This is a genomic window from Pontixanthobacter aquaemixtae (assembly GCF_009827395.1).
Classification (GTDB): Bacteria; Pseudomonadota; Alphaproteobacteria; order Sphingomonadales; family Sphingomonadaceae; genus Pontixanthobacter; species Pontixanthobacter aquaemixtae.
This window is the reverse complement of the sequence record NZ_WTYX01000001.1, coordinates 544,733-567,858: the sequence shown is the minus strand read 5'-3', so window position 1 is coordinate 567,858 and position 23,126 is coordinate 544,733. Positions and strand designations below refer to the sequence as shown.

The following is a 23,126-nucleotide window of genomic DNA, read 5'->3' as shown; positions in this document are numbered from 1 at the left end:
AGCTAGGCTTTCGACCTGCGGTAACCGGCGCGGCGTGCTTGCGATTCGGTGCAGAACAGTTCTTCGGGGCGGGTTTGATCGTAATATGGCCGGCCCGGCAGGTGATAGATCCACTGGCCACGGCGATTCCGGTTTCCCTTGATAGCGCAGCCAAATTCGTTCCGGTAAACCCGCTCTGGCGTTGGACGCTGTCTTTTCGCCTGTTGCGGTTTTTGCTGCTCTTGCGCGGGTTTGAACAGCTCGGGATGGCTTGCCCGCCATTCCGCTGGTGTCTGAAATTCGGAACCCCAGATGCCTATCTTGTGGGTAATCCTGATTTCCTGTGCCAGCTTGTATTCTTCGGGCCCGTCGTTCGACACAACAGCCAGTCCCGCCCCGACAAGGCCCAAACCCAGATCATGCCCGCCACTAGAGCAAAAGGCGAGCAATCGGGCATAGGTGTCCCTTCCGGTAGTCCGGCACTCGACTTCATTGTTCTGGAGAATTAACTTCAGGAAGTCGGTGGCTTCTTTTCCGCATTGCCATTCGGCATCCTCTCGTTTGCAAGTCTGCCCGGCTTCTGGCGCGTCAATCCCCATCAGGCGGACGCGCGTTCCCGTCAGGTCGAGAGTATCGCCGTCGATCACGGTAGCCTTGCCGGAAACGACCTGGGCAGCCAGCATTTGCGGCGCCCCGAACATGGCGGCCAGGAAAGCCATCAATCCTAGAAACTGTTTCATGCACGCTCCCACCACTGGCTTTCGTTGTGGGCGCAAATCCTTACCAATCAGTGTGCGAGGCGGTCCGGTGTTGGCAGCAACAGGCAGCGCAGCACCTGCCATTCGCATGCCCAAAGCCTATTGACATCAATGTAAGTAACGCTTACTGACACTGATGTTAGTAAGTAGATGGAGCTTTTCGTGAACGCGCCTGCAAAAATCGATCTTGATTCCCGGACGTCCAACCCCACCCCTTCGGATCTGGACATTGTCGTTCGCGACGAACGCTTTAACCGTGAGAACAAGCCCAACCGCTGGTGGGCGGGTGATGCATTCGGAACCGCATGGCACAATGCGCTGTCGGCCACTTTCCCGCGCGGCGAAGCCTTCTTCATCGAAGCCGTCAAAGCCCATCGTGACGGCGCCGATGCCAAGCTGGCCGCAGAAATCCGCGCCTTCGTGAAGCAGGAAATCAACCACACGCGCGAGCATATTGCGTTCAACAAGCTTGCCGAAAATGCCGGTTACGATATCAAGGCGATCGACAAGCGCGTGGAAGAGATGCTGCTGCTGACCAAGGACCGTCCGGCAATTGCCAATCTGGCGGTGACGATGGCGCTGGAACATTACACCGCGATGATGGCGCATGAATTCCTCGCCAACCCCAAGCATTTCGAAAATGCCGATCCCGAAGTGCGCGATATGTGGCGCTGGCATGCGGTCGAAGAGATCGAGCATAAGGGCGTGGCCTATGACACGTGGAAGCACGCGACCAAGGATTGGTCCGGCTGGAAGGCCTGGAAAGTGCGCAGCCTGGTGATGGTTTCGGTTACCGGCCGCTTCTTCAAGAACCGCTGGGTCGATTCGATCAACCTGTTGGCGCAAGACGGGATCACCGGCTGGAAAGCGCATTGGGGTCTGTTCAAATATCTGACCGTATCACCCGGGGTTGTGCGCCGGATTTTCCCAGCATGGCTCGCTTACTTCAAACCGGGTTTCCACCCGTGGGACCACGATGATCGCGAATTGATCAAGATCTATGAAGGCGAATTCAGCGACGCTCTGATGCCCGCCGAATAGGGCCGAATAAGGCTCGGCATCATCCGAAACCAAAGCGGGCGGCCCTGTCAGGCCGCCCGCAATGATTCTGTAGTGTCCAGATTGAGCACATAGGCGGTTGCCTGGACCTTTTCGCCGCGCCCCATCGACATGCGGTTTTCGGTCTTGCCCGTCGGCAGGAAGCCCAGCTTTCTAAGCACCCGGCCCGATGCAGGATTGTCGACATAGTGGCTCGCCACAAGCCGCGCATGTCCCATCATTCGCGCGATTTCCAGCACCGCTTGCCCGGCTTCGGTGGCGAAACCCTTCGCCCAATGCGCGCGCGCTATCCAATAGCCGACTTCAACCTCGCCATCATGCGGGTCGATGCCGATGCAGCCCACCAGCTCGCCACTATCAGCCAAAGTGATAAGCCATGTCGGGCTGGAGGGATCAAGCGGCCGTTTTGCCCAGTCGCGCGCATGCTCGGGCTCATAGGGCCATGGCGCTCGCGCCAGATTGCGCACCACGCCTTCGTCGCAAATGCCGCGATAGATCGCTTCCCAGTCTTCTGGCCAGGCAGGCCGCAGGAACAGCCTTTGTGTGCGATGGAACATGACGTATTCTCCTCAAAGCCCCACGCTGGGCCGCTTAGGCCGCGCGCATGACAGTCCCGTTGCAGCGAAATCACTTTTCGCTGGTTCCAGAGGGAGAAACGACAAGAGGGAGACCGGCCCCCTATTTAAAGGATGGGCCGATCTCCCTCTGGAGTTTGCCGATTGCTCGACGGACCATCCTGTGTGGATGATCCCGTCAATGAATCATCCGGTTATTCTGCGGCTTCGGCTACCATATCCACGGACACATATTTGCGTCCCTGTTTGCCGCCGTGGAAGCGCACTCGGCCGCCTTGAAGGGCGAATAGAGTGTGGTCCTTGCCCATGCCGACATTGGCACCAGGATAGAACTTGGTGCCGCGCTGGCGCACGATAATGTTGCCCGGAATCACTTCCTGGCTGCCGAATTTCTTCACACCAAGGCGCCGACCTGCTGAGTCGCGACCGTTGTTGGTTGAACCGCCTGCTTTTTTATGTGCCATTGTCTCTTACTCTTCGAAAATCTGATCTGACCGCGCTTATTTCTTAGCGGCTGGTTTCTTCTTGGCAGCTGCCTTTTTAGGGGCGGCTTTCTTAGCTGGTGCTTTCTTGGCAGCGGCTTCTTTCTTCGGAGCTGCTTTTTTGGCTGGTGCCTTTTTTGCAGCTTCCTTCTTTGGAGCAGCTTTCTTCGGCTCGTCAGCTTTTTTGGCCGATGCCTTCTTCGCGCCAGAGCCAACATCGGTGATCCGCAGCAGAGTCATCTGCTGACGGTGGCCTGCCTTGCGGCGGTAATTATGGCGACGGCGCTTCTTGAAGACAACGACCTTCTGGCTCTTCGCTTGCGCGATGATTTCAGCCGAAACCGACACTTTCGAAGCGTCGGCGATCGAATCGCCTTCACCGGCGAGCAAAACGTCGCCCAGAGTTACGGTGTCACCGGCTTCGCCAGCCAGCTTTTCAACGGCGATCTTGTCTCCAGCAGCAACCCGGTATTGTTTGCCGCCAGTGCGCACTACTGCGAACATGGTCGTATCACTTTCAATTTATCTGTAGTGCCGCTTTCATCGTAAAAACGGCGCACCCAATGAACCGCCGGAAAGGCAGTTCGCCGGAAAGAAGGGAGCCGATAAGCGAATGACCTGCGCAAGTCAACGTTTTGCGCCGGGTTTTTTGCCAATCTGCGCTTAGCGGTTCGCCGCAACTTCGCGCTTCGGGCTGGCAAGCCTATTCCTCCGTGCTAAAGGGGGCGCAATGCGAAACGGCACGCTCACTCTATCGGTCCTGCTCAGCTGCACCATACTCGCTGGCTGCGCTTCCTCGGGAAAAACCTATCCCTCGCTCGCGATTCGTGATGCCGAACGGGTCAGTGGATTCTTCGAAGCGCCCGAACCGCTTGAACCGGCGCCGCTTCGCGCGGAAATCGCGGGGCAACTTGATCAGATTCGCGCCGAATCAGCAAATAGCCACCGCGCCTTTATGGCCGCCGCACCTCGTGCGCGCCGCACGGTGGCATCGGGTGTGGGTGCTGCGGTGACCAGCGATTCCTGGGCCGCCGCGCAGGTTGCGATGGCCGATCTCGATTCACTGCGCAGCGTAACCGCTGTGGCGTTGGGCGATCTCGACCTGCTTTATGTCGATGCCACACTCGCTTTCGAACAACGGCAAGCGGTCGCCGCAGCCCGAGACGAAGTGATCGGTTATGTCCGCGAAGAGGATCGGGTGCTGGCCGAATTGCGGGGCAATTTCGGGCGATGAGCCTGGCCTGCGCCACGTGCCCGGTGCGCGATCGGGCGGCTTGCGCAGTCTTGTCTGAAGAAGAACGCTCCACGCTCGCTGCCGCCGGTCGCAGCGTGCAGCTCTCAAAAGGCGAAACGCTCTTCCGCGCAGGGGACAGCGACGCTGCCTGTGCGACTTTGCTGTCCGGCGCGATGAAAGTGACATCCACCGATCATGACGGGACAGAGCGGATTCTGGCGCTCATCCACCCCGCCGGTTTTATCGGAGAGCTTTTCCGCCCCTTTGCCGATTATGATGTGGTCGCCCTGTCCGATTGCGATCTGTGCGTCTTCGCGCGATCGGCAATGGAGCGGGCGCTCGATCGCCATCCTGCTCTCACTCAGGCGCTGTTCCGGCGCGCGCAGGAAGATCTTCACGCATCGCGGGCGCTGCTCGCTTTGACCGGAAAGAACAGCGCGTCTGAGAAAGTCACCGCGCTGATCCTGTCCCTGGCGCAAGCGGCGAGCGATTCCCCATGCCATCCGGCAACCGTGTTCGATCTGCCGCTGTCGCGCGGAGAGATTGCCAATCTGCTCGGCCTGACGATCGAAACGGTCAGCCGCCAGCTGACCAAGCTCGAACGCGGCGGTTTAATTGCAAAAAGAGGAACGCGCGGGATCGAACTGGTCGACCCCGCGCGGCTGCAGCTTGCGAGTGATCTGCTCCCCTGATCAGACCAGCGCAGCGATTAATGTGACCGCCAGCCCCCACATTACGATCAGCACCGGAAGGATCAGCATCTGGATGATTGTGTCCTTCATCGAGAGGCGCCCGGTGTAAGTATCGATTCCCTGCGAACGCAGCTGGCTCCAGCGGATGATTTTCGATTTTGCAGCCGGGTCAATTTTTACGAACAGCGCTGCAAGGCCAAAGAATGCGGTCAGGAAGATCACGAAGATCCCCATCGGAACAATCAGCCCGGGAGACGAGAACCCCACGGCCATGATCGCCAGAAACGCGAAATACAGGCCAGCGGTTGTGATGTAGAGGCCGGTTGGCAAATTGAAGCTGCGGTCAGCTTCCGGAACGGTTTCCAATCCGGTTTTTACGATTGCGCGTTCGGCAATGATCTGGCGGGAAATATGCTTGGACATGACAGTCTCCTTGGTGTTGGAGACATGTTTGAACCCGAAGCCCGCTTTGCGCTTTGATCTCGATCAAATTTGCGAAAATTATTTCCACCGCGCCAAATCGGCGTGGTCCTGATCGCGCGGCTCGATCCAGTGCCACCCGTCAGCCCGCTTTTCGCGCTTCCAGAACCATGCCGCGCTCTTGAGGTGATCCATGCAAAAATCGACCGCGTCGATAGCCCCGCGCCGGTGTTTGGCCGCAGCAGACACACAGACGATCGGTTCTCCGCAACGCAGTTTGCCTATCCGGTGGACCATCAGCAGCCCCATCAAACCGAAGCGCGCGCAGGCCGTGTCCGCCAGTTCTTCCATTCCGGGTAGCGTCAGCGGCTCGTAATGGGTCAGCTCCAGCGCCTCGACGCCGCCCTCCCCGCGCACTTCGCCTACAAAAGTGCAAATTCCGCCCAGTCCGGGGTTGGCATTGGCGAATGGACCAATCAGCATGCCGGGTACAAACGGATTGGTCAGCAGGCGGATATCGCGCATTAATCAGCCACCGCTTACCGGCGGGAGCAAGGCGACCTCGTCACCGTCTTGCGCCATCAGTTCGGATTTCACCGCCAAAACCTTGCCACCGCAAGCGACATTGATGCGTTCATTTTGCAATTCGGCCTTTGTTTCTGCGTTGACCAGCGAGAGCAGGCCAGCCCAATCGAGCGGGGTTTGCGCCTGCATTTCAGCGGCCCCTGCCAGGTCAGCCAACGGGCCCAGGAATAGAATACGCGCGGTCATTTCACCCCCCTGTCATCGACATGTGGCGCGGCTGGGCAGGCTTTGCCCCGGCCTCTTCTATGCGGAAATGATGGCGTTCGGGCTTGATCCGCATCGCAGTGTCCAGCGCGGCGGCGAGATTGCCCTGCGGATCACCCGATCGCATCGCCCTGCGCAAATCAACACATTCGCCCCCGCCGAGACAGGGATAAAGCTGACCCGTGGCAGTTACGCGCACCCGGTTGCAGCCGGCGCAGAAATTGTTGGTTAGCGGAGTAATCATACCAAGCCGCCCGCCGGTTTCCGCAATATCGAAATATCGCGCCGGGCCGCCGGTCGTGTGCGTTGATGGCACCAGCGTCCAGCGTTCGTCCAGATCATCCATAACTGCAGGCAGCGGCAGATAGTGATCGGCGCGGTCCTGATCTACTTCGCCAAGCGGCATGGTCTCGATCAAGGTGAGCTCGCAGCCGCGCTTGTGCGCCCAGGCAATCATATGCGGGATTTCGCGATCATTGATCCCTTTGAGCGCAACGCAATTGAGCTTTACGCGCAAGCCCGCCTTCTGCGCCGCGTCGATTCCGGCCAGAACCATGGGCAATGCGGCGCGGCGGGTAAGGCGCTGGAATGTTTCGGGATCAAGCGTGTCGAGCGAGATATTGATGCGCTTCACGCCTGCATCGGCAATCGCCTGCGCATGCTGGGCAAGCTGCGTCGCATTGGTGGTTAGCGTCAATTCGTCGAGCTCGCTCCCGACATGCCGGCCCAGCGTCTTCACAAATGAGATCACATCGCGCCGAACCAGAGGCTCACCGCCGGTCAGGCGGATTTTGGTGATCCCGCGCTCCATAAACCCGCGCGCCAGACCGTAAAGTTCTTCGAGCGTCAGAATTTCAGCGCGGGGCAGAAATGTCATCCGTTCGGGCATGCAATAGGTGCAGCGCAAATCGCAGCGATCGGTGACCGACAGCCGGAGGTAGGAAACGCGCCGGTTAAAACCGTCAACCAGTGGCGCGGGATTATCCATCGGCGTTCAGGGGCAGATATTGACCGGTCACGCCGGGGGCCTCGGCGAGATATTCGACCGAGGCATCGACGGCGTTTTGCGCCGCCGCAGTGATGAAATTCACCCGGACCGGTGCATATGCCCGCGCCAGATCGCGCACCGCCGCGCGCCGCCAATCCGCGTGGTCATAGCCGGCTTGTGGCAGCACCACGACCAAATCCTCCCCCCGCCCCAAATGCTCGCGAATGGCGGGAAGGTGTTGTGCGGTAAATCCGGCGGCGGCTTCCAGCGCCGTGTCTGGCAAAGTGTCGATCGCCAAAACCGCTTGCATGGCTGTCAGCGCCGCTCGCGAGTCAAGGTGATGCCGATTTTCTCATTGGCTTCGGCGATAGCCAGTTTGACGATCTTTACCGTCACCGCTTCGATCCGGTCATCCTGCACCAGCAGCGTTTCGCAAATGTGATCTGCCAGCGCTTCGATCAGTTTGAAATGAACGCCTTCGGGCAATGCTTCGGTCGCCGCGAATTTGAGGTCCATATAGTTCTTGCTGGCTTCCAGCGGCGTATCCGGATCATAACGATCAGCGACTTTGAGCTTCGCCTGGATGGTAATGCGCAGCGGCTGCGGTTTGCCCGTTTCTTCCGAGTAAATGCCGGTCAGGACATCATGCTCCAGATCGGCAACTTCAAGGATCAGCGAATCGGCCATAAGTGTCTTTAACTCCGATTGGACCAACGCGCGAAGATTGCCGTGGGCAGCAAGCGCCCTGCTTCGCCTTCCTCGCGTACCGCCAGATCGCCATGTTCGATCAAACCGGGCATGTCGCCAAACATTTCTGCGAGCAGCCCGGCCAGAGCGAGGCTAGACATGCGCACTGCATAGACCGTGAGGAACAGAAACCTGCTGTCTTGATCGAGCAGTTCGCGGCAATCGGAAACCAGATCGGGCAATCCCTGTTCGATACGCCAGGTTTCCCCCTTAGGGCCGCGGCCAAACTTGGGCGGATCCAGGATGATACCGTCATAGCGGCGTCCGCGGCGTACTTCGCGTGCGGTGAATTTTGCTGCGTCATCGACCAGCCAGCGGACCGGGCGATCCTCCAGCCCGGCAAGCGCGGCGTTCTCCCGAGCTTGGGCGACCGATTTCTTCGAAGCATCGACATGGGTGACCCGTCCCGTCCCCGACAATGCGAGCGATCCCACCCCGGTATAGCCGAACAGGTTGAGCGTCTCTGCATCGGATTTCCCGTCCAACTGCTCAAGCATCCAATCCCATACCGGCGCCATGTCGGGGAAGAAGCCCAAATGCCGGAATGGCGTGCATTGCGCGGTGAAACCGACATCGCGCCATGTGAGCGGCCAGCCTTCGCGCGGGACCGGCTTGTCGAATTGCCAGCGCCCGCCGCCATCTTCATCGGATCCCGGCACGAATTCGCCATGCGAATCCCAATTGCCATGGCGCGGTTGCCACATGGCCTGCGGTTCGGGGCGGATGAAACGGTAATCCCCATACCGTTCCAGCTTGCGTCCGTCGCCGCTATCGACCAGCCCGTAATCGTCCCACGACGATCCGGGAAGCAACAGCGGCGCTTCGCGTAGTTCCGCCATCAGTCCGACTCGGTGGCCCGCTCTGCGACATAAGCGGCAAGCGCATCGTAATCGCCGGACAATTCGTCAAACCGTTCTTCGCGGGCAAACAGGTCACCGACGCGTGGCGGCAGGCTCGGGCGGGTGCCGGTCGCCCGCTCGACTGCGTCGGGAAATTTTGCGGGATGCGCGGTCGCCAAAGTGACAACGGGAATATCGGCGGCGATGCCCGATTGGCGCGCGGCGTGAAGCCCGATCGCGGTATGCGGATCGATAATATCGCCCGCCGCTTCGCTCGCCCAGCGCATCGCACGGGCCATGTCATCGGCATCGGCACGGGCGCTGGTGAACAATCCGGCTGCGCCTTCGCGCTGCGCATTGGTTAGCTGCATGGCCTTGGTCGTTTCGAACCCGTGCATCTGCTTGGCCATGGTCGCGCCATCGCGTCCGCCGCAATCGAACAGCAAACGTTCAAAATTGGAACTGACCTGGATATCCATCGACGGAGCAGCGGTCGGCGTCACCGTACCCGCCGAATAATCCCCGTTCGCAAGCGCGCGGTGGAGGATATCATTCACATTGGTTGCCACGATCAATCGCTCGATCGGCAGACCCATCCGGGCCGCGACATAGCCTGCAAATACATCGCCGAAATTGCCCGTCGGAACCGAAAATGCGACTTTGCGATGCGGGGCGCCCAATTGCAGGGCAGCGGCGAAATAATAGACGACCTGGGCCATCAGCCGCGCCCAATTGATCGAATTGACCGCGCCAATACGGAAGCGCCCGCCTTTGGACGATGCCATCGCCGGATCATTGAACATCCGTTTTACCGATGCCTGCGCATCGTCAAAACTGCCGTCGATCGCGATGTTGTGAACGTTGGGAGCAAGCACCGTCGTCATCTGGCGGCGCTGCACATCGCTCACCCGGCCTTTGGGGTGGAGCATAAAGATATCGATCTTGTCGCGCCCGGCCACCGCGTCAATCGCTGCAGAGCCCGTGTCTCCGCTGGTCGCGCCGACAATCGTGAGATGCGCTTCCCTTCGCGAGAGGAAGGTTTCGAACAGCCGCCCAAGCAATTGCAAAGCGACATCCTTGAATGCGAGTGTCGGGCCGTGAAACAGTTCCAGCAGCCATTGCTGTTCATCAAACTGCTTCAGCGGGGTGACCGCGTCATGCGCAAATCGGCCATAGGCGGCGGTGCATAATTCGCGCAGTTCGTCGGCCGATAGCGCGCTGCCGACAAAAGGCGTCATGATCCGCGCGGCGAGTTCGGGATAGAGAAGGCCCGCGAGCCCGGCAATTTCCGCCTCGGTAAAGCGCGGCCATTCTTGCGGAACATACAGCCCGCCATCGCTGGCAAGCCCGGCCAGTGTTACGCCTTCGAAATCGAGCGCAGGAGCGCTTCCGCGAGTTGAGATATACTGCATCGTAGGGTGCGGTTAGCGCCGCACAACAAGCAGGGCAAGCGAGCGCAACTAACTCGCGCTAAGCTTATCCTTTGCCCCCTCTTCCAAGTCGCGCTTCAGGCGCGCCAGTGCAGAGGTCGCAGCGGCCGCATGCGGACCGATCCAGCGTTGGTGAATCCGTTCTATCGGCATGGCGTCCAGATAGTTGAAACGCTCCCTCCCCTTGCGCACGGGGATCAACAATCCGGCGCTTTCCAGTACTTTCAAATGCTGCATCACCGTTGTCCGATCCAGATCGGGAAAACCCATGCAAATTTGTTTGGTGGTGAGAGGCCGCAATTTCAGCTCGTCACAGATCGCCCGCCTCACCGGATTGGCAAGCGCTTTGAAAATTAGATCGATTTGATCCTCGTTTGACATGTTATATTTTTATAACATATTATCGCGAGAATCAAGCCAGGAGCGACCAATGGAAATCAAGTTCAGAGTGGCGACGCGCATCTCCCGCCCGGTAGACGAAGTGTTCAAGGCGGTTGTCGATCCGGATCAGCTGTCCGGATATTTCACTACCGGCGGCGCGCAAGGCAAAATGGAAACGGGCGCTACCATGCAATGGGAATTCCACGACTATCCCGGCGCGTTCGATGTCGAGATTATCGAGGTCGTCGAAAACGAACGGATCGTCCTGCAATGGCCCGCCTATGAAAGCGACCCGCCCAATGTCGATGGCGCAGAGGATCATGATTCCGGTGCGGAAGCTGATTACAACACCACCGTAACGATGACTTTCAAATCAGTGGAAGGCGGGACGATGGTAGAGATTGCAGAAGAAGGCTGGCGCGACAGCGATGCCGCGCGGCGCGGTTCCTACGGCAATTGCCAGGGCTGGTCGCAAATGCTCTGCTGTATGAAAGCGTGGATCGAGCACGGCATCAATTTGCGCGAGGGGATGTACAAGGCCTGAGCCTATTCTTTTCGCGACCGGTATCTCAGCGCCAGGCCATAGATAACCAACGCAGTTAGCGCGAACAGGAACCATTGCACCGCATAGGCCATGTGATTGTTGGGCAGATCTTCCGGATCGGGTTTTGCCAACGGACCGAGATCGGCCAGCGGCGGGGAGGCGACGATTTTTCCGCCTGGCGCAAGCGTGCCGGTGACTTCTCCGCCGCTCCATTCCGGTGCATCGGGATTGCGCGACCAGCCCAGGGCAATATCCGCCTCGAACCCGCTATCGAGCTGGCACTGCGCAATATGCGCCCAGCCCTTCGCACCCACGCGGTTGGTGCCCGCAGTTGATCGTGTGCCAACAACCTCGGTGCAATTGGCCGAAGTCGGGCGATACAATCCCTGCTCCAGCGCCTCGTCATTTTCCGGGTAGGCAATTGGTTCCGCATTCTCCGGCACGCCTTTGTACCGCGCGAGCAGCAGCTCTTTCTCGTCTGCCCGTCCGAGTTGCCAGAAACCCAGCGCAACCATGATCGCGGCGCAAGCCACAACAAGAATGGTCGGGATCAAAGGGATGGAGCGCAGGCTCATTGCTTGTTCCTCGATTCGCCCGCTTCGCTGTTGAACTCGGCATAAAGCAGCGCCGCCTTGGCCGCGCGTAAGCCATAGAAGACCAAACCAACCACCACCGGAATCCAGATGACCGCGTGAACCCAGAACGGCGGGGCGACTTTGACTTCCAGCCAAAGCGCAAGGCCGACAACCACCGCGCCGATTATCAATGTCAGGAACCCGGCCGGCCCGTCCCCCACATTGAAAGCGGAATAGTTGAGATCGCACGATCCGCATTTGGGGGCGAATTGTGCAATCCCGTCAAACAGGGTCGGCTCTCCGCAGCGCGGACACAAACCGAAAAGGGCAGCCCGTCCTATGGAAGGCTGCCCTTTGCTGTTGGGAGTTTCCCCGGTCATTATTCCGCCCGTTAGTGGATCTCGGCGCCCCAGCCGCCCCAGACGTAAACGGCAACGAACAGGAACAACCACACCACGTCGACAAAGTGCCAATACCATGCCGCAGCTTCGAAGCCGAAGTGCTGGCGCGGGGTGAAGTGTCCTTTGTAAGTACGGAACAGGCAAACAATCAGGAAGATCGTGCCAATCAATACGTGGAAGCCGTGGAAACCGGTCGCCATGTAGAAGGCCGAGCTATAGGTGTTTCCGCCAAAGCCGAAGGATGCGTGGCTGTATTCATATGCCTGAACAGCAGTGAACACGAGGCCCAGCAGGATCGTCGCCCAAAGGCCTTTTTTCAGGCCATCGCGATCACCGTGAATCAGCGAGTGGTGCGCCCAGGTAACCGTGGTACCCGAACACAGCAGGATCAGCGTGTTGAGCAGCGGAAGGTCGAACGCGTTGAGAACTTCGAGGCCTTTTGGCGGCCACTGCGTAATCGCCGCCGCACCTTCCTGACCAAACAGGCTTTGGGTGACGGTCGAAACGGTCCCGTCCGCTGCGGTCTGTTCGACCAGCTGGATCGGTTGCGGGAACAGCGAAAAGTCGAACCAGCTCCAGAACCAGCCGACAAAGAACATCACTTCGGAAGCGATAAACAGGATCATTCCGTAGCGCATATGCAGCTGCACGACAGGCGTATGATCGCCGCCCTCAGCTTCACGAACGATATTGGCGAACCAGCTAAAGAAGGTTGCGATCAGGCCCGCAATGCCAAGGCCCAGCACAAGATGCGCATTGGCCATTTCGTGCATGTAGAGCACCATACCGCTGGTAAACGTCAGCGCTGCAAAGGCGCCGATCAGCGGCCAAATATCGGGTTCCAGAATGTGGTAATCGTGGTTCTTAGTGCCAGCCATGAAAATTCTCGTCCTGTCGGAACTGGTTAGTCTGAAATCTAGTCACTGCCCTTAGTCGCCCATGCACCCAAGGTCCAGTGTTACGAAGCGGGTTTCTCCGCGCTATTCTCTGATTTGTGGAAGGTGTAGCTCAGGGTGATCTGTTCAATATCCTTGGTGTTCTCGTCCTGCATGATCGCGGGATCGACATAGAACAGCACCGGCATGCGCACTTCCTCACCTGGTTGAAGCGTTTGTTCGGTGAAACAGAAACACTGGATCTTGTTGAAATAGATGCCTGCCTGTTCGGGTTCCACATTGAAAGTCGCGGTGCCGGTGATCGGGACTTTGCTGTCGTTACGGGCGATATAGAATGCCAAATCGCGCTGCCCGATCTGCACGGTTTCGGTCGATCTTTCGGGTGTGAATGTCCACGGCACGTCGCGTGCGATCGACGCGTCGAAGCGAATGGAAATGGACTTTCCGCCTGCCGACAGGGCCATCCGTTCGGCCAGATCGGCGTCCGCTTCGGTCGCTTGCTGGGTGGTTCCGCCAAACCCGGTCACCCGGCAGAACAGATCATATAGCGGCACCGCTGCATAGCCCATGCCGAGCATGGCAAGCGCGCCCGCAAAAGCGAACAGGCCGGTCTTCAGATTTTTCTGCTCAAGCGCGATGCCGGTCATCGTCAATCACCCATGCGAACAATCGTGATCGCGTAAAACAGAACGACAAAAAACAGCAGCACCCCGCCAACAGCCAGATTGCGGCTCTTTTGACGGCGCTGGATTTCGGCTTGTTCTTCGGGAGTCAGGGTCATGATATCCATCCTTGATAGAAAGCGACACGGTCTGCAACGAGCGCTGCGAACAGCGCGAAGAGATAGACGATACTAAAGGCGAAGAGCCGTTTTTCCGGCTTCATCGTGTCATCAGGCTGCGACCGGCGAAACGCGACCGGCAGCGACAGCGCGAGGAATAGCGCGGAAAGCACCAATGCGGAAATTCCGTAAATCGCTGCGGTTCCGCCGATGAACCAAGGCGCGGCAGCCAGCGGGAGCAGCAGGATCGAGTAAGCGAGTATCTGTCTGCGAGTGGAGGCTTCGCCTTTTACCACCGGCATCATCGGGATGCCGACCTTGGCATAGTCACTCTGCACAAACAGCGCCAGCGCCCAGAAATGCGGCGGTGTCCAGAAGAAGATAATCGCGAACAGAAGCACCGGCATCGCGGTGATGTCACCGGTCACGGCAATCCACCCGATCATCGGCGGAAATGCCCCGGCCCCGCCGCCAATTACGATGTTCTGCGGCGTGCGCGGTTTGAGCCAGATTGTGTAGACAACCGCGTAATAGACAATTGAAACAGCCAGGATTCCGGCCGCGAGCCACCCCACGCCGAGCCCCATCACACCGACCGATGCCGCCGAGAGCAAAATGCCGAAATTGCGTGCATCCTCGCGCACGAGCCTTCCGGCTGGCAGCGGGCGTGCGGCTGTGCGCTTCATCCCTGCGTCGAGATCCGCTTCCCACCATTGGTTGAGCGCGGCCGCCCCGCCCGCACCAATCGCGATGCAGAAAATCGCGGTAAATCCGATCACCGGATGGATCGATCCGGGGGCCGCCAGCAGGCCGCACAGCCCGGTGAAAATCACCAAGGTCATCACTCGCGGCTTGGTCAGCGCAAAAAAGTCGCGCCAGTCCGCCGGTAGGGTCTGCCCCGAAGAGGTGGTCGATACGGTCATCGGCTCAATGCGCTGTCGCGGTCGTTCCTCATAAAGGGAGGGCGCACCGTTTCCGATACGCCCCTCCCCATCGTGATAGTCGCGCTTCCGCTGCCGGAAGCCTTCAGCGCTTATGCGCTTGCAGGACGGTGATCGTGATAATCGTGATGATCTTCGATCACCGGCAGTGTTTCGAACTGGTGGTAAGGCGGAGGCGAGGACAATGTCCATTCGAGCGTGGTCGCGCCTTCGCCCCATGGATTGTCAGCGGCCTTCTTGCCCACCGTGAACGAGTAGATCAGATTGACGAAGAAGATCACAATCGAGATCGCCATCACCATATATCCGATCGAGGAGATGTGGTTCCAGTACTCGAACGCAGGGTTATAATCCGGGATACGGCGCGGCATGCCCTGGATGCCCAGGAAGTGCTGCGGGAAGAAGATGATGTTCACGCCGATGAAGAACACCCAGAAATGCAGGTGCGCCAGAAATTCGCTGTGCATCCGGCCGCTCATTTTCGGGAACCAGTAATAGAAGCCCGCGAAGAGCGAGAACACCGCACCCATCGACAATACGTAGTGGAAGTGAGCGACCACATAATATGTGTCGTGCAGATTGTCGTCGACGCCGCCATTGGCCAGCACCACACCGGTTACACCGCCAACGGTGAACAGGAAGATGAAGCCCAGCGACCATACGAGCGGCGATTTGAATTCAAGCGAACCGCCCCACATGGTTGCGATCCAGCTGAAGATTTTCACGCCGGTCGGAACCGCGATGACCATCGTGGCCGCCGTGAAATACATCTTCGTATTCACGTCCATACCCACGGTGTACATGTGGTGTGCCCAGACGACGAAGCCGACCACACCAATCGCGACCATCGCATAGGCCATGCCGAGGTAACCGAACACCGGCTTGCGGCTGAAGGTCGCCACGATCTGGCTGATCATGCCGAAGCCGGGCAGGATCATGATGTAAACTTCTGGGTGGCCGAAGAACCAGAACAAGTGCTGATACAGCACCGGATCACCGCCACCGGCTGGGTTGAAGAATGTCGTTTCAAAGTTGCGATCGGTCAGCAGCATGGTGATCGCCGCGGCAAGCACAGGAAGCGCGAGCAACAGCAGGAACGCAGTGACCAAAACCGACCAGACAAACAGCGGCATTTTGTGCAGGGTCATACCCGGCGCGCGCATGTTGAAAATGGTGGTGATGAAGTTGGTCGCACCCAGGATCGAACCTGCGCCGGCCAAGTGAAGCGAGAAGATCGCGAAATCGACCGCTGGCCCCGGCGAATATCCGGTCGAAAGCGGCGCATAGACCGTCCAACCCACGCCGGCACCAAGGCCCGAAGGACCGCCCGGCACAAACATCGAGAACATCAGGCTCAGGAAACCGGCCACGGTGAGCCAGAACGAGATGTTGTTCATCCGCGGGAACGCCATATCGGGTGCACCGATCATCAGCGGCACGAACCAGTTACCAAAACCGCCAATCATCGCCGGCATAACCATGAAGAAAACCATGATCAGGCCGTGGGCAGTGATGAAAACGTTCCACATATGCAGATTGGCATCGAGGCTGGCTTCACCGCCGAGCATATCGACCCACCAACCCAGATATTGAATACCCGGAGCCGCAAGCTCCATCCGCATTACGCCGGAAATCACACCACCAATGACACCCGCCATAATGGCGAAGATCAGATAGAGTGTGCCGATATCCTTGTGGTTGGTCGACATGAACCAACGCGCGAAGAATCCGGGCTTGTGATCAGCATGGTCATCGTGACCGGGGTTGGTTGCGGCTGTGTCTGCCATGGTGTTTCTCTAAACCTTCTTTGAAATTCGTTCGGGCTTATTCAGCAGCGGCTTCTGCGGTTTCGGCTTCCACCGCACCAGCAGCATCGCCTGCAGCAGCGGCGTCTGCAGCCGATTGCGCGTCTTCAGCGGCCGCGTCGGCCCCGCCAATGGTCCCGCCTTTCGAGACAATCCACGCTTCAAACTGTTCGCGCGGAAGGGCCTCTACGGCGATTGGCATAAAGCCGTGCTTGATGCCGCAAAGTTCGGAACATTGGCCGTAATAAATGCCTGGCTCGTTGATCGTCAGCAGACGCTCGTTCAGGCGGCCGGGCACAGCGTCAATCTTGAACCACAGAGAGGGAACAGCAAATGCGTGAATCACGTCTGCCGATGTCGTCTGCAAACGGATCGGTGTATTTGCCGGAACAACCATCCGGTTATCCACCGCCAGATTGCGAGGTTCGCCATTGGCGTCTGCATCTTCATCGGAAAGCATGTTCGAAATCACTTCGAATTCGCCGTAATCCGGATAGCTGTAACCCCAGTACCACTGATAACCGGTCGCCTTGATCGTTACCGCATCTTCAGGTGCGGTTTCGAACTGGCGCGCCAGCAGTGTGATCGACGGAATTGCAATTCCCACCAGAATCAGGACCGGAACCAGCGTCCAGACAACTTCGATGAAAGTGTTGTGCGTGGTTTTCGACGGTTCGGGATTCGCTTTCCGGCGATAACGGACAACGACCCACAGAAGCAGCGCAAGAACAAACAGGCTGATAACGGTGATTACCGGCACCAGCAGATAGGTGTGCATCTTATAGGCGAACTGACCGTCATCGGTATATTGCGGCTGGAAATCGATGCCGCCCGCTTCGGGAACACCTTTGATATGTTCGGGGCCAAGCGGGGTGTAAGCCGGAGCCTCTGCCGCTTCAGTTTCCGTCGTTTCTGCTGCAGCAACGGGCGCGTCAGCAGCTTCATCCTGAGCCAGCGCCACTTGCGGGGCGAGAGCCAGCAGGGCTGCCGCCCACAGAGTTGTTACAATCCGAAGAGCCGCCTTGGGCCAGTCACCGAAATTCATGCGTCTCCGCTTTCTGTCTTAATTGCACAGAGCCGCAAGATGCCGCCCCGCCCATCCCCCTATCCAGCAGATATGGGGACCATTCAGCCGCGCCTATACGCATGCTTGCCCGCTGTCTCAAGCGCTTCTAGGAGAAAAATACGCAAGCCATGTTGTCAAACCGGCAACCAACCGCAGGATTACCGTTAAATCACCATGACAGAAGACGAAGTTCTCTCCGAATTCAGAGCCAGCGAAGCGTTGCTCGAAGGCCACTTTATGCTCTCTTCCGGCCGCCATAGTGGCCATTATTTGCAATGTGCGCGGGTGTTGATGGACCCGATGCGCGCTGGCCGACTCGCATCGGCGCTTGCCGCCAAGCTCCCACGCGCCATTCGCGAGGCGGTGGACGTGGTAATTTCGCCAGCGATGGGCGGCATTATTATCGGCCATGAAATGGGCCGCGCGCTGAGCAAAGACGCGATGTTCCTCGAACGTCCGGAGGGCACCTTTGGCCTGCGCCGCGGATTCGCCATCGAACCGGGCGCAAAGGTGATCGTTGTGGAAGATGTCGTCACCACTGGCCTTTCTTCAAAAGAAGCGATGAAAGCTGTGGAAGAAGCAGGCGGAGAGGTGCTTGCGCTGGTCTCTGTCGTCAACCGGACCGGCGGCGAAGCCAGTTTTGACGTACCCTATCATGCCTTGGTCGAGATCACCTTCCCCACTTATGCCGACGATGAAGTACCTGCAGAACTGGCCGCGATTCCTGTGACCAAGCCAGGAAGCCGGAAATAATGCCAACCCCGCTGCGCCTCGGCGTCAATATTGATCACGTCGCGACAATCCGCAATGCGCGCGGCGGCGATCATCCCGATCCCGTGCGCGCGGCAGAGATTGTCGCTGCGGTCGGCGGCGACGGAATCACTGCGCATTTGCGCGAAGACCGGCGGCATATTCGCGACGATGATCTGAAGCGTATCCAGGATGCGACCAACCTTCCGCTCAATCTGGAAATGGCCGCGACCGACGAAATGCTCGAAATTGCGCTGCGCCACAAACCGCATGCGGCATGCATCGTGCCCGAAAAACGCGAAGAGCGGACCACTGAAGGCGGGCTGGATGCTGCGGGCCAGCACAACCGGATCGCGCCCATCGTCGCCCGGCTGACCGATGCCGGGATCCGGGTCAGCCTGTTTATTGAAGCGGAAGAGCGGCAGCTCGACGCGGCGCTGCGGCTCGGCGCGCCGGTGGTCGAATTCCATACCGGCGAATATGCCCACGCGCATCTCGACGGTGACCGCGACCTGATGGCATCCGAACTCAAACGCATTTCCGATATGGCCGCGCTGGCTGCGAAAAACGGAATCGAACCGCATGCCGGGCATGGGCTGACATACGAGAATGTCCAACCGATTGCCGCGATCCCGCAATTGGCCGAACTCAATATCGGGCATTATCTGATGGGCGAGGCGATTTTTGTCGGGCTAGAAAACGCCGTGCGCAAGATGCGCGAACTGATGGATGAAGCGCGGTGATTGGAAGTCGGGAATCCTTTGACCGATTTTCAGGGTGCTTAAATGTTCTTCTAATTCTATTTTCGTTTTTCTTTTTGCTATTAGTCGGTCTCCACCTCTCAACCTCCGGTTGGAACAGAGGTGAGATGGTCTCCGTGCTGAAATTTCTAGGTGGGTTTTTCGCTACCGCAATGGCCATCTATTTGTTCAAGCAGTGGCTAGTTGGTCTGTTGTCGGACGCAGTCGATGAGGAGTAGTTTTTTATGATCATCGGCCTCGGATCGGACCTTTGCAATATCGAACGCATTCAGGGCGTTCTCGACCGTCATGGCGAACGGTTCGAAAAGCGCAGCTTTACCGAGATCGAGCGTGCCAAGGCCGCTAAGCGTCCTTTCACCCGCGCTGGCACATACGCGAAGCGCTTTGCCGCCAAGGAGGCCTTCTCCAAGGCGGTCGGCACCGGATTCTACCGCGGCGTCTATATGAAGGATATCGGCGTGGTGAATGCGAAATCGGGCGCGCCCACGCTCGCGCTTACCAATGGAGCGGCCGCGCGGCTTGCCGAATTGACGCCAGACGGCCATGAGGCGGTTATTCATCTTACCCTCACTGACGATCATCCATGGGCGCAGGCCTTCGTGATTATCGAGGCCGTGCCCAGATAATCGCGGCGGTCCCCCACTTTTAAAACAACGAAACAGCGTGACAGACACAGAATCCAAAGACGACAAGGAAAAGATCAACTGGCTCAGCGAAATACGCGGGCTGGGATTGATGCTGCTCGCCGTGCTGGCGTTTCACAGCCTTGTCGCCAAACCTTTTTATATCCCCAGCACATCTATGTTGCCGAACCTGATGGTCGGTGACCGTTTGGTGGTCAGCAAATACCCCTATGGTTGGTCGTGGGTATCGGCATCCTTTCACATCTTGCCGCGCGGCAAAACACGGGTCTGGGCCGATACGCCCGAATATGGCGACATTGTTATCGCCGTTCCGCCGAATGCGGGCACCGATTACATCAAACGCGTGGTCGCGCTTCCCGGCGATACGATTGCCGTGGTCAACGGTCAGATTATCCTCAACGGCACCCCCGTCCCGCAACAGGTTGAGCCCAATATGGCACTGCCGATTGATCCGGAACAATTGTGCGACGGCACCCACTGTCTCTGGTATTTCGAACAATACCGCACCAAACTTCCCGATGGTCGCGAAGTGTTTGAAGTGCCCACCATGCGCGAAACGCTTCCCAACGGGGCAAGCTATCTGATTATCGATGACAAGCGAAACCAGCCGCTTGATAATTTTGCCGAGATCACCGTGCCCGAAGGCCACGTGTTCATGATGGGCGACAATCGCGACCATTCGGCGGACAGCAGGGCATCAATTGGCGAGCAAGGCCTTGGCGGCCCGGTTCCGCTGGAAAATGTGGGCGGCCGCGCTGAATTTATTACATTTTCGCTCGACGGCAGCACCAAGTGGAACCCGGCGAGCTGGTGGTCATCCTTGCGTAGCAAACGCGCTTGGACCACTCTGCGTCCTCCGGTTGCAGATGGAGCAGAAGCCGAGTGAGCGACAAGAAGGATTCGCTGAACGAACCGATCGGGACCAGTCCGTCGCGCATTGCGGACCCTGCGCTGCGCCTTGAAGCCAAGAAAGCTTTCGTCTGGACGGCGGTGATCGGCACGGCGATGCTAGCGATTTACATCGCGCAGCCGCTGCTGATTGTCTTCGGTGCTCTGGTGGCGGCTTCGCTGATCGACGGCGGGGCACGTCTGCTCGGCAGCGTGCTGCCTATCCCGCGCACCTGGCGCGTGATCATCGTGCTGCTGAGCGCATTGGCGTTTCTCTATTGGCTCGTCGCCTTTGCCGGATCACAAATTTCACGAGAGGCCGCGCAATTGCCCGCGATTGTCCAGCAGCAGGCCGCGCTGGCGATCGAATGGGTCAGCGATCAGGGGTTTAAAGTCGACGCACCCGATTTTCAGGACGTTGCGACCAATGTGATGTCCGGCGTGGGTACGGTGACGCGCGCGATCGGGGGGATCCTTGGCGGGTTCACCACGATTGTCCTGATCACGATCATCGGCATTTATCTCGCTTTTGAACCACGGATTTACGAACGCGGCGTGGCCTGGATGCTCCCCGCACACCGGCGGGCCGACTTCTTCGAAACCGCATCGCAAATGGGCAAGACCATGCGCCGCCTGATGGCTGGGCGTGTGATCGGCATGGTTTTCGAAGGGGTTTTCACCTGGGCGCTGCTCGCATGGTACGGTGTGCCCATGGCTGCGCTGCTGGGCATTATCACCGGCTTGCTGGCCTTCATTCCCAATCTCGGGGCGCTTCTGGCCGGGGTGCTGATGGTGCTGGTCGGCTTCTCCGGCGGAACCGACATGGGGCTCTACACAATTTTCGTCTATTTCCTTGTGCAGACCTTTGACGGCTATGTTCTCATTCCCATGATCGCCAAGAAAACCGTCGATCTCGCGCCTGCGCTGGTTCTCTCTGCGCAGCTGATTATGGGTATCCTGTTTGGCGTGTTGGGACTGTTCCTGGCCGATCCGATGATGGCGATGATCAAAGTTGCGCTGGAACGCCGCGCAGAGCGCTATCAATCTGCAGATATGAACGCGAAGGAAGCCACAGATGGCGCGTAAGTTTCTCTATTTCGTAGCATTCGTAACCGTCCTGTTCATCGTCGGGGCGATTGCACTGAGCATCTGGTGGAAAGAGGCCACCGAATACACCTTCGTTCCGCGCGGGGAATTTGTCGAACAAAGTCCGCTTGAAGGAAACGCCTATGAAGACCCCGAAATGTGGATTTCACGGCCCGGCATAGGTGTGACCGACCCTGCCCGCTGGCAACCTGCTGTGGAAGGAGAAGCGCGCGACATTTCGGAGACAGGCACCGACACGCCCAATTTCGCGGTCTTCTTCATCCATCCCACCAGCTATCTCGCGACCAATTTCGAGAATGTGCAGTGGAATGCCCCTCTCGATGACGAAAAAGCCAATGCGCGCGCGCGGCTGTTCGTGAAAGGCCTTGCCAGCCCGTTCAATCAGGCGAGCGAGATCTGGGCCCCGCGCTACCGCCAGGCAGCGACCGGCGCCTTTCTGGTCACGACGCCGGATTCGCAAAAGGCCATCGACGCCGCCTATGCCGATGTGAAGCAGGCTTTCGAATATTTCATCGCCAGCGTGGCCGAAGATACGCCCGTGGTGTTGAGCGGCCACAGCCAGGGCACGCTGCATTTGCTGCGGCTGCTGAAGGACGAGGTGAACGGCAAACCCGTGCAGGACCGTGTCGCAGGAATTTATGCGGTGGGCTGGCCGATTTCGATCGAGCATGATCTGCCCGCGCTCGGCTTCCCGGCCTGCGCAACTGCGGATCAAACCGGCTGTATCGTGACATGGTCGAGCTTTGCGGAACCAGCTGACCCCAGCGATGTGCTCGATTATTATCGCCTGTCGATCGGATTTGACGGGCAACCGCGCGGCGACAGCAAAATCCTGTGCGTAAACCCGATCTCGGGGATCGTCGATGACACGGCAACCGCCGACCAGAACACCGGCACGCTTGTTCCCGCACCCGATTTTTCCACCGGCGAATTGCGCGTCGGGCAAGTCCCCGCACGCTGCGATGATCGCGGGTTGCTGCTGATCGGCGACCCGCCCGAAATGGGGAACTATGTCCTCGATGGGCAGAATTACCACGTCTATGATATCCCGCTGTTCTGGAAGAATTTGCAGCAGGATGTTGGCCGCAGAGTGAGCGCATGGACCAAAGCGCGCTGATCACCGACTCAGCGGCTGATTTGCGCGAAGCCCTGCCTGATGGCGGGGCTTTGCTGGCGCTGGATCTGGGCACCAAGACCATCGGCACGGCGACTTGCGATGCCGGCTGGCAATTCGCAACCGCGGGCAAGACGCTCGAACGCGGCAAGTTCGGGCGCGATCGTGATCGGCTGGGCCAGCTAATCCAGGAACGTTCGATCCGCGCGATTGTGATCGGCTTGCCGCGCAATATGGACGGCAGCGAAGGCCCCCGCGCACAAGCGAGCCGCGCCTATGCGCGCAACCTGTCCGCCGCATTTGCGCTGCCCGTTTTGCTGTGGGACGAACGTTGGTCCACCAGCAGCGCGGAACGCGATATGATCGGGCAGGATATGAGCCGCCGCAAACGCGCCGAACGGATTGACAGCCATGCCGCTGCGGTGTTCCTGCAAGGCGCGATTGACGCCTTGGCCGGCGGAATTCTCTAGCCCTGACCGC

At 58.7% G+C, this 23,126-nt stretch carries 32 protein-coding genes; 11 read left to right on the top strand and 21 right to left on the bottom strand.

Annotation, left to right across the window (positions count from 1 at the left end; translation table 11 throughout):
- Positions 1–2 precede the first annotated feature (2 nt).
- Positions 3–719: a thermonuclease family protein gene (locus GRI41_RS02795; protein ID WP_160603227.1), complete on the bottom strand. Its 717-nt coding sequence runs from the start codon at positions 717–719 to the stop codon at positions 3–5.
- Between the two features lie 180 nt (positions 720–899).
- On the opposite strand from GRI41_RS02795, the gene GRI41_RS02790 reads away from it, so the two are divergent.
- A complete protein-coding gene (locus GRI41_RS02790) occupies positions 900–1,778 on the top strand; it encodes a metal-dependent hydrolase (protein ID WP_328600503.1) in 879 nt (292 codons plus the stop codon).
- Positions 1,779–1,825: 47 nt separating this feature from the next.
- On the opposite strand, the gene GRI41_RS02785 is transcribed toward GRI41_RS02790, so the two are convergent.
- The 3 genes from GRI41_RS02785 to rplU form a co-directional block, all read right to left on the bottom strand.
- The gene (locus GRI41_RS02785) at positions 1,826–2,353 is read right to left on the bottom strand and encodes a GNAT family N-acetyltransferase (RefSeq protein ID WP_160603223.1); all 528 of its coding nucleotides are present in this window, start codon (positions 2,351–2,353) and stop codon (positions 1,826–1,828) included.
- Positions 2,354–2,565: 212 nt separating this feature from the next.
- Positions 2,566–2,835, bottom strand: a complete 270-nt coding sequence (rpmA, locus tag GRI41_RS02780) for a 50S ribosomal protein L27 (RefSeq protein WP_160603221.1) — start codon at positions 2,833–2,835, stop codon at positions 2,566–2,568.
- Positions 2,836–2,871: 36 nt separating this feature from the next.
- Complete coding sequence (gene rplU / locus GRI41_RS02775; RefSeq protein ID WP_160603219.1) at positions 2,872–3,357, bottom strand: 50S ribosomal protein L21; 486 nt, start codon at positions 3,355–3,357, stop codon at positions 2,872–2,874.
- Between the two features lie 226 nt (positions 3,358–3,583).
- On the opposite strand from rplU, the gene GRI41_RS02770 reads away from it, so the two are divergent.
- On the top strand, positions 3,584–4,087 hold the full coding sequence (locus GRI41_RS02770; protein WP_160603217.1) for a hypothetical protein: 504 nt from the start codon (positions 3,584–3,586) through the stop codon (positions 4,085–4,087).
- Between the two features lie 50 nt (positions 4,088–4,137).
- Entirely contained in the window at positions 4,138–4,779 is a 642-nt protein-coding gene (locus tag GRI41_RS02765; RefSeq protein ID WP_235901033.1) for a Crp/Fnr family transcriptional regulator, read from the top strand.
- Here GRI41_RS02765 and GRI41_RS02760 read toward each other — a convergent pair whose 3' ends face one another.
- The 9 genes from GRI41_RS02760 to GRI41_RS02720 all read right to left on the bottom strand — a co-directional run bounded on the left by GRI41_RS02760 (position 4,780) and on the right by GRI41_RS02720 (position 10,373).
- Positions 4,780–5,202, bottom strand: coding sequence for a hypothetical protein (locus GRI41_RS02760; protein ID WP_160603213.1), 423 nt, complete (start codon positions 5,200–5,202; stop codon positions 4,780–4,782).
- 78 nt (positions 5,203–5,280) lie between these two features.
- The gene (locus GRI41_RS02755) at positions 5,281–5,724 is read right to left on the bottom strand and encodes a molybdenum cofactor biosynthesis protein MoaE (RefSeq protein ID WP_160603211.1); all 444 of its coding nucleotides are present in this window, start codon (positions 5,722–5,724) and stop codon (positions 5,281–5,283) included.
- Positions 5,725–5,727: 3 nt separating this feature from the next.
- The gene (locus GRI41_RS02750) at positions 5,728–5,970 is read right to left on the bottom strand and encodes a MoaD/ThiS family protein (RefSeq protein WP_160603209.1); all 243 of its coding nucleotides are present in this window, start codon (positions 5,968–5,970) and stop codon (positions 5,728–5,730) included.
- 1 nt (position 5,971) lies between these two features.
- Positions 5,972–6,976 (bottom strand): GTP 3',8-cyclase MoaA, encoded by a 1,005-nt coding sequence (gene moaA / locus GRI41_RS02745; protein ID WP_160603207.1) that lies wholly within the window; start codon positions 6,974–6,976, stop codon positions 5,972–5,974.
- Positions 6,969–7,286 (bottom strand): Rossmann fold domain-containing protein, encoded by a 318-nt coding sequence (locus GRI41_RS02740; RefSeq protein ID WP_160603205.1) that lies wholly within the window; start codon positions 7,284–7,286, stop codon positions 6,969–6,971. The genes moaA and GRI41_RS02740 overlap by 8 nt, the downstream gene beginning before the upstream one ends.
- A 5-nt stretch (positions 7,287–7,291) precedes the next feature.
- Positions 7,292–7,663: a dihydroneopterin aldolase gene (locus GRI41_RS02735; protein WP_160603203.1), complete on the bottom strand. Its 372-nt coding sequence runs from the start codon at positions 7,661–7,663 to the stop codon at positions 7,292–7,294.
- Positions 7,664–7,671: 8 nt separating this feature from the next.
- Entirely contained in the window at positions 7,672–8,562 is an 891-nt protein-coding gene (locus GRI41_RS02730; protein ID WP_160603201.1) for a class I SAM-dependent methyltransferase, read from the bottom strand.
- Positions 8,562–9,974, bottom strand: a complete 1,413-nt coding sequence (gene thrC, locus GRI41_RS02725) for a threonine synthase (RefSeq protein WP_160603199.1) — start codon at positions 9,972–9,974, stop codon at positions 8,562–8,564. The genes GRI41_RS02730 and thrC overlap by 1 nt, the downstream gene beginning before the upstream one ends.
- A 48-nt stretch (positions 9,975–10,022) precedes the next feature.
- Positions 10,023–10,373 (bottom strand): ArsR/SmtB family transcription factor, encoded by a 351-nt coding sequence (locus tag GRI41_RS02720; RefSeq protein WP_160603197.1) that lies wholly within the window; start codon positions 10,371–10,373, stop codon positions 10,023–10,025.
- 49 nt (positions 10,374–10,422) lie between these two features.
- Here GRI41_RS02720 and GRI41_RS02715 point away from each other — a divergent pair, with 49 nt between their 5' ends.
- Positions 10,423–10,917 carry an SRPBCC domain-containing protein gene (locus GRI41_RS02715; protein WP_160603195.1) on the top strand — a complete coding sequence of 165 codons (495 nt, stop codon included), beginning with the start codon at positions 10,423–10,425 and terminating at the stop codon, positions 10,915–10,917.
- A gap of 2 nt (positions 10,918–10,919) precedes the next feature.
- Here GRI41_RS02715 and GRI41_RS02710 read toward each other — a convergent pair whose 3' ends face one another.
- The 8 genes from GRI41_RS02710 to coxB all read right to left on the bottom strand — a co-directional run bounded on the left by GRI41_RS02710 (position 10,920) and on the right by coxB (position 17,361).
- Positions 10,920–11,492, bottom strand: a complete 573-nt coding sequence (locus tag GRI41_RS02710) for an SURF1 family cytochrome oxidase biogenesis protein (RefSeq protein WP_160603193.1) — start codon at positions 11,490–11,492, stop codon at positions 10,920–10,922.
- Positions 11,489–11,872, bottom strand: coding sequence for a DUF983 domain-containing protein (locus GRI41_RS02705; RefSeq protein ID WP_160603191.1), 384 nt, complete (start codon positions 11,870–11,872; stop codon positions 11,489–11,491). Before GRI41_RS02705 ends, GRI41_RS02710 begins: the two co-directional genes overlap by 4 nt.
- A gap of 11 nt (positions 11,873–11,883) precedes the next feature.
- Entirely contained in the window at positions 11,884–12,771 is an 888-nt protein-coding gene (locus GRI41_RS02700; RefSeq protein ID WP_160603189.1) for a cytochrome c oxidase subunit 3, read from the bottom strand.
- 80 nt (positions 12,772–12,851) lie between these two features.
- Entirely contained in the window at positions 12,852–13,436 is a 585-nt protein-coding gene (locus GRI41_RS02695) for a cytochrome c oxidase assembly protein (RefSeq protein WP_160603187.1), read from the bottom strand.
- 2 nt (positions 13,437–13,438) lie between these two features.
- Positions 13,439–13,570 (bottom strand): hypothetical protein, encoded by a 132-nt coding sequence (locus tag GRI41_RS14370; protein WP_268893199.1) that lies wholly within the window; start codon positions 13,568–13,570, stop codon positions 13,439–13,441.
- On the bottom strand, positions 13,567–14,493 hold the full coding sequence (locus GRI41_RS02690; protein ID WP_160603185.1) for a heme o synthase: 927 nt from the start codon (positions 14,491–14,493) through the stop codon (positions 13,567–13,569). The genes GRI41_RS14370 and GRI41_RS02690 overlap by 4 nt, the downstream gene beginning before the upstream one ends.
- 110 nt (positions 14,494–14,603) lie before the next feature.
- On the bottom strand, positions 14,604–16,298 hold the full coding sequence (gene ctaD, locus GRI41_RS02685) for a cytochrome c oxidase subunit I (RefSeq protein ID WP_160603183.1): 1,695 nt from the start codon (positions 16,296–16,298) through the stop codon (positions 14,604–14,606).
- A 37-nt stretch (positions 16,299–16,335) separates the two neighbouring features.
- Positions 16,336–17,361 (bottom strand): cytochrome c oxidase subunit II, encoded by a 1,026-nt coding sequence (coxB, locus tag GRI41_RS02680; protein ID WP_160603181.1) that lies wholly within the window; start codon positions 17,359–17,361, stop codon positions 16,336–16,338.
- A 195-nt stretch (positions 17,362–17,556) separates the two neighbouring features.
- Here coxB and pyrE point away from each other — a divergent pair, with 195 nt between their 5' ends.
- The 7 genes from pyrE (at position 17,557) to ruvX (ending at position 23,116) form a co-directional block, all read left to right on the top strand.
- On the top strand, positions 17,557–18,135 hold the full coding sequence (pyrE, locus tag GRI41_RS02675) for an orotate phosphoribosyltransferase (RefSeq protein WP_160603179.1): 579 nt from the start codon (positions 17,557–17,559) through the stop codon (positions 18,133–18,135).
- Positions 18,135–18,875: a pyridoxine 5'-phosphate synthase gene (locus GRI41_RS02670; RefSeq protein ID WP_160603177.1), complete on the top strand. Its 741-nt coding sequence runs from the start codon at positions 18,135–18,137 to the stop codon at positions 18,873–18,875. The genes pyrE and GRI41_RS02670 overlap by 1 nt, the downstream gene beginning before the upstream one ends.
- Before the next feature lie 242 nt (positions 18,876–19,117).
- Complete coding sequence (gene acpS / locus GRI41_RS02665; RefSeq protein WP_160603175.1) at positions 19,118–19,519, top strand: holo-ACP synthase; 402 nt, start codon at positions 19,118–19,120, stop codon at positions 19,517–19,519.
- A 37-nt stretch (positions 19,520–19,556) separates the two neighbouring features.
- Positions 19,557–20,423: a signal peptidase I gene (gene lepB / locus GRI41_RS02660; protein WP_328600502.1), complete on the top strand. Its 867-nt coding sequence runs from the start codon at positions 19,557–19,559 to the stop codon at positions 20,421–20,423.
- Entirely contained in the window at positions 20,420–21,511 is a 1,092-nt protein-coding gene (locus GRI41_RS02655; protein WP_160603173.1) for an AI-2E family transporter, read from the top strand. Before lepB ends, GRI41_RS02655 begins: the two co-directional genes overlap by 4 nt.
- Positions 21,501–22,649 (top strand): DUF3089 domain-containing protein, encoded by a 1,149-nt coding sequence (locus GRI41_RS02650; protein WP_160603171.1) that lies wholly within the window; start codon positions 21,501–21,503, stop codon positions 22,647–22,649. The genes GRI41_RS02655 and GRI41_RS02650 overlap by 11 nt, the downstream gene beginning before the upstream one ends.
- Complete coding sequence (ruvX, locus tag GRI41_RS02645) at positions 22,631–23,116, top strand: Holliday junction resolvase RuvX (protein WP_160603169.1); 486 nt, start codon at positions 22,631–22,633, stop codon at positions 23,114–23,116. The genes GRI41_RS02650 and ruvX overlap by 19 nt, the downstream gene beginning before the upstream one ends.
- Positions 23,117–23,126 lie beyond the last annotated feature (10 nt).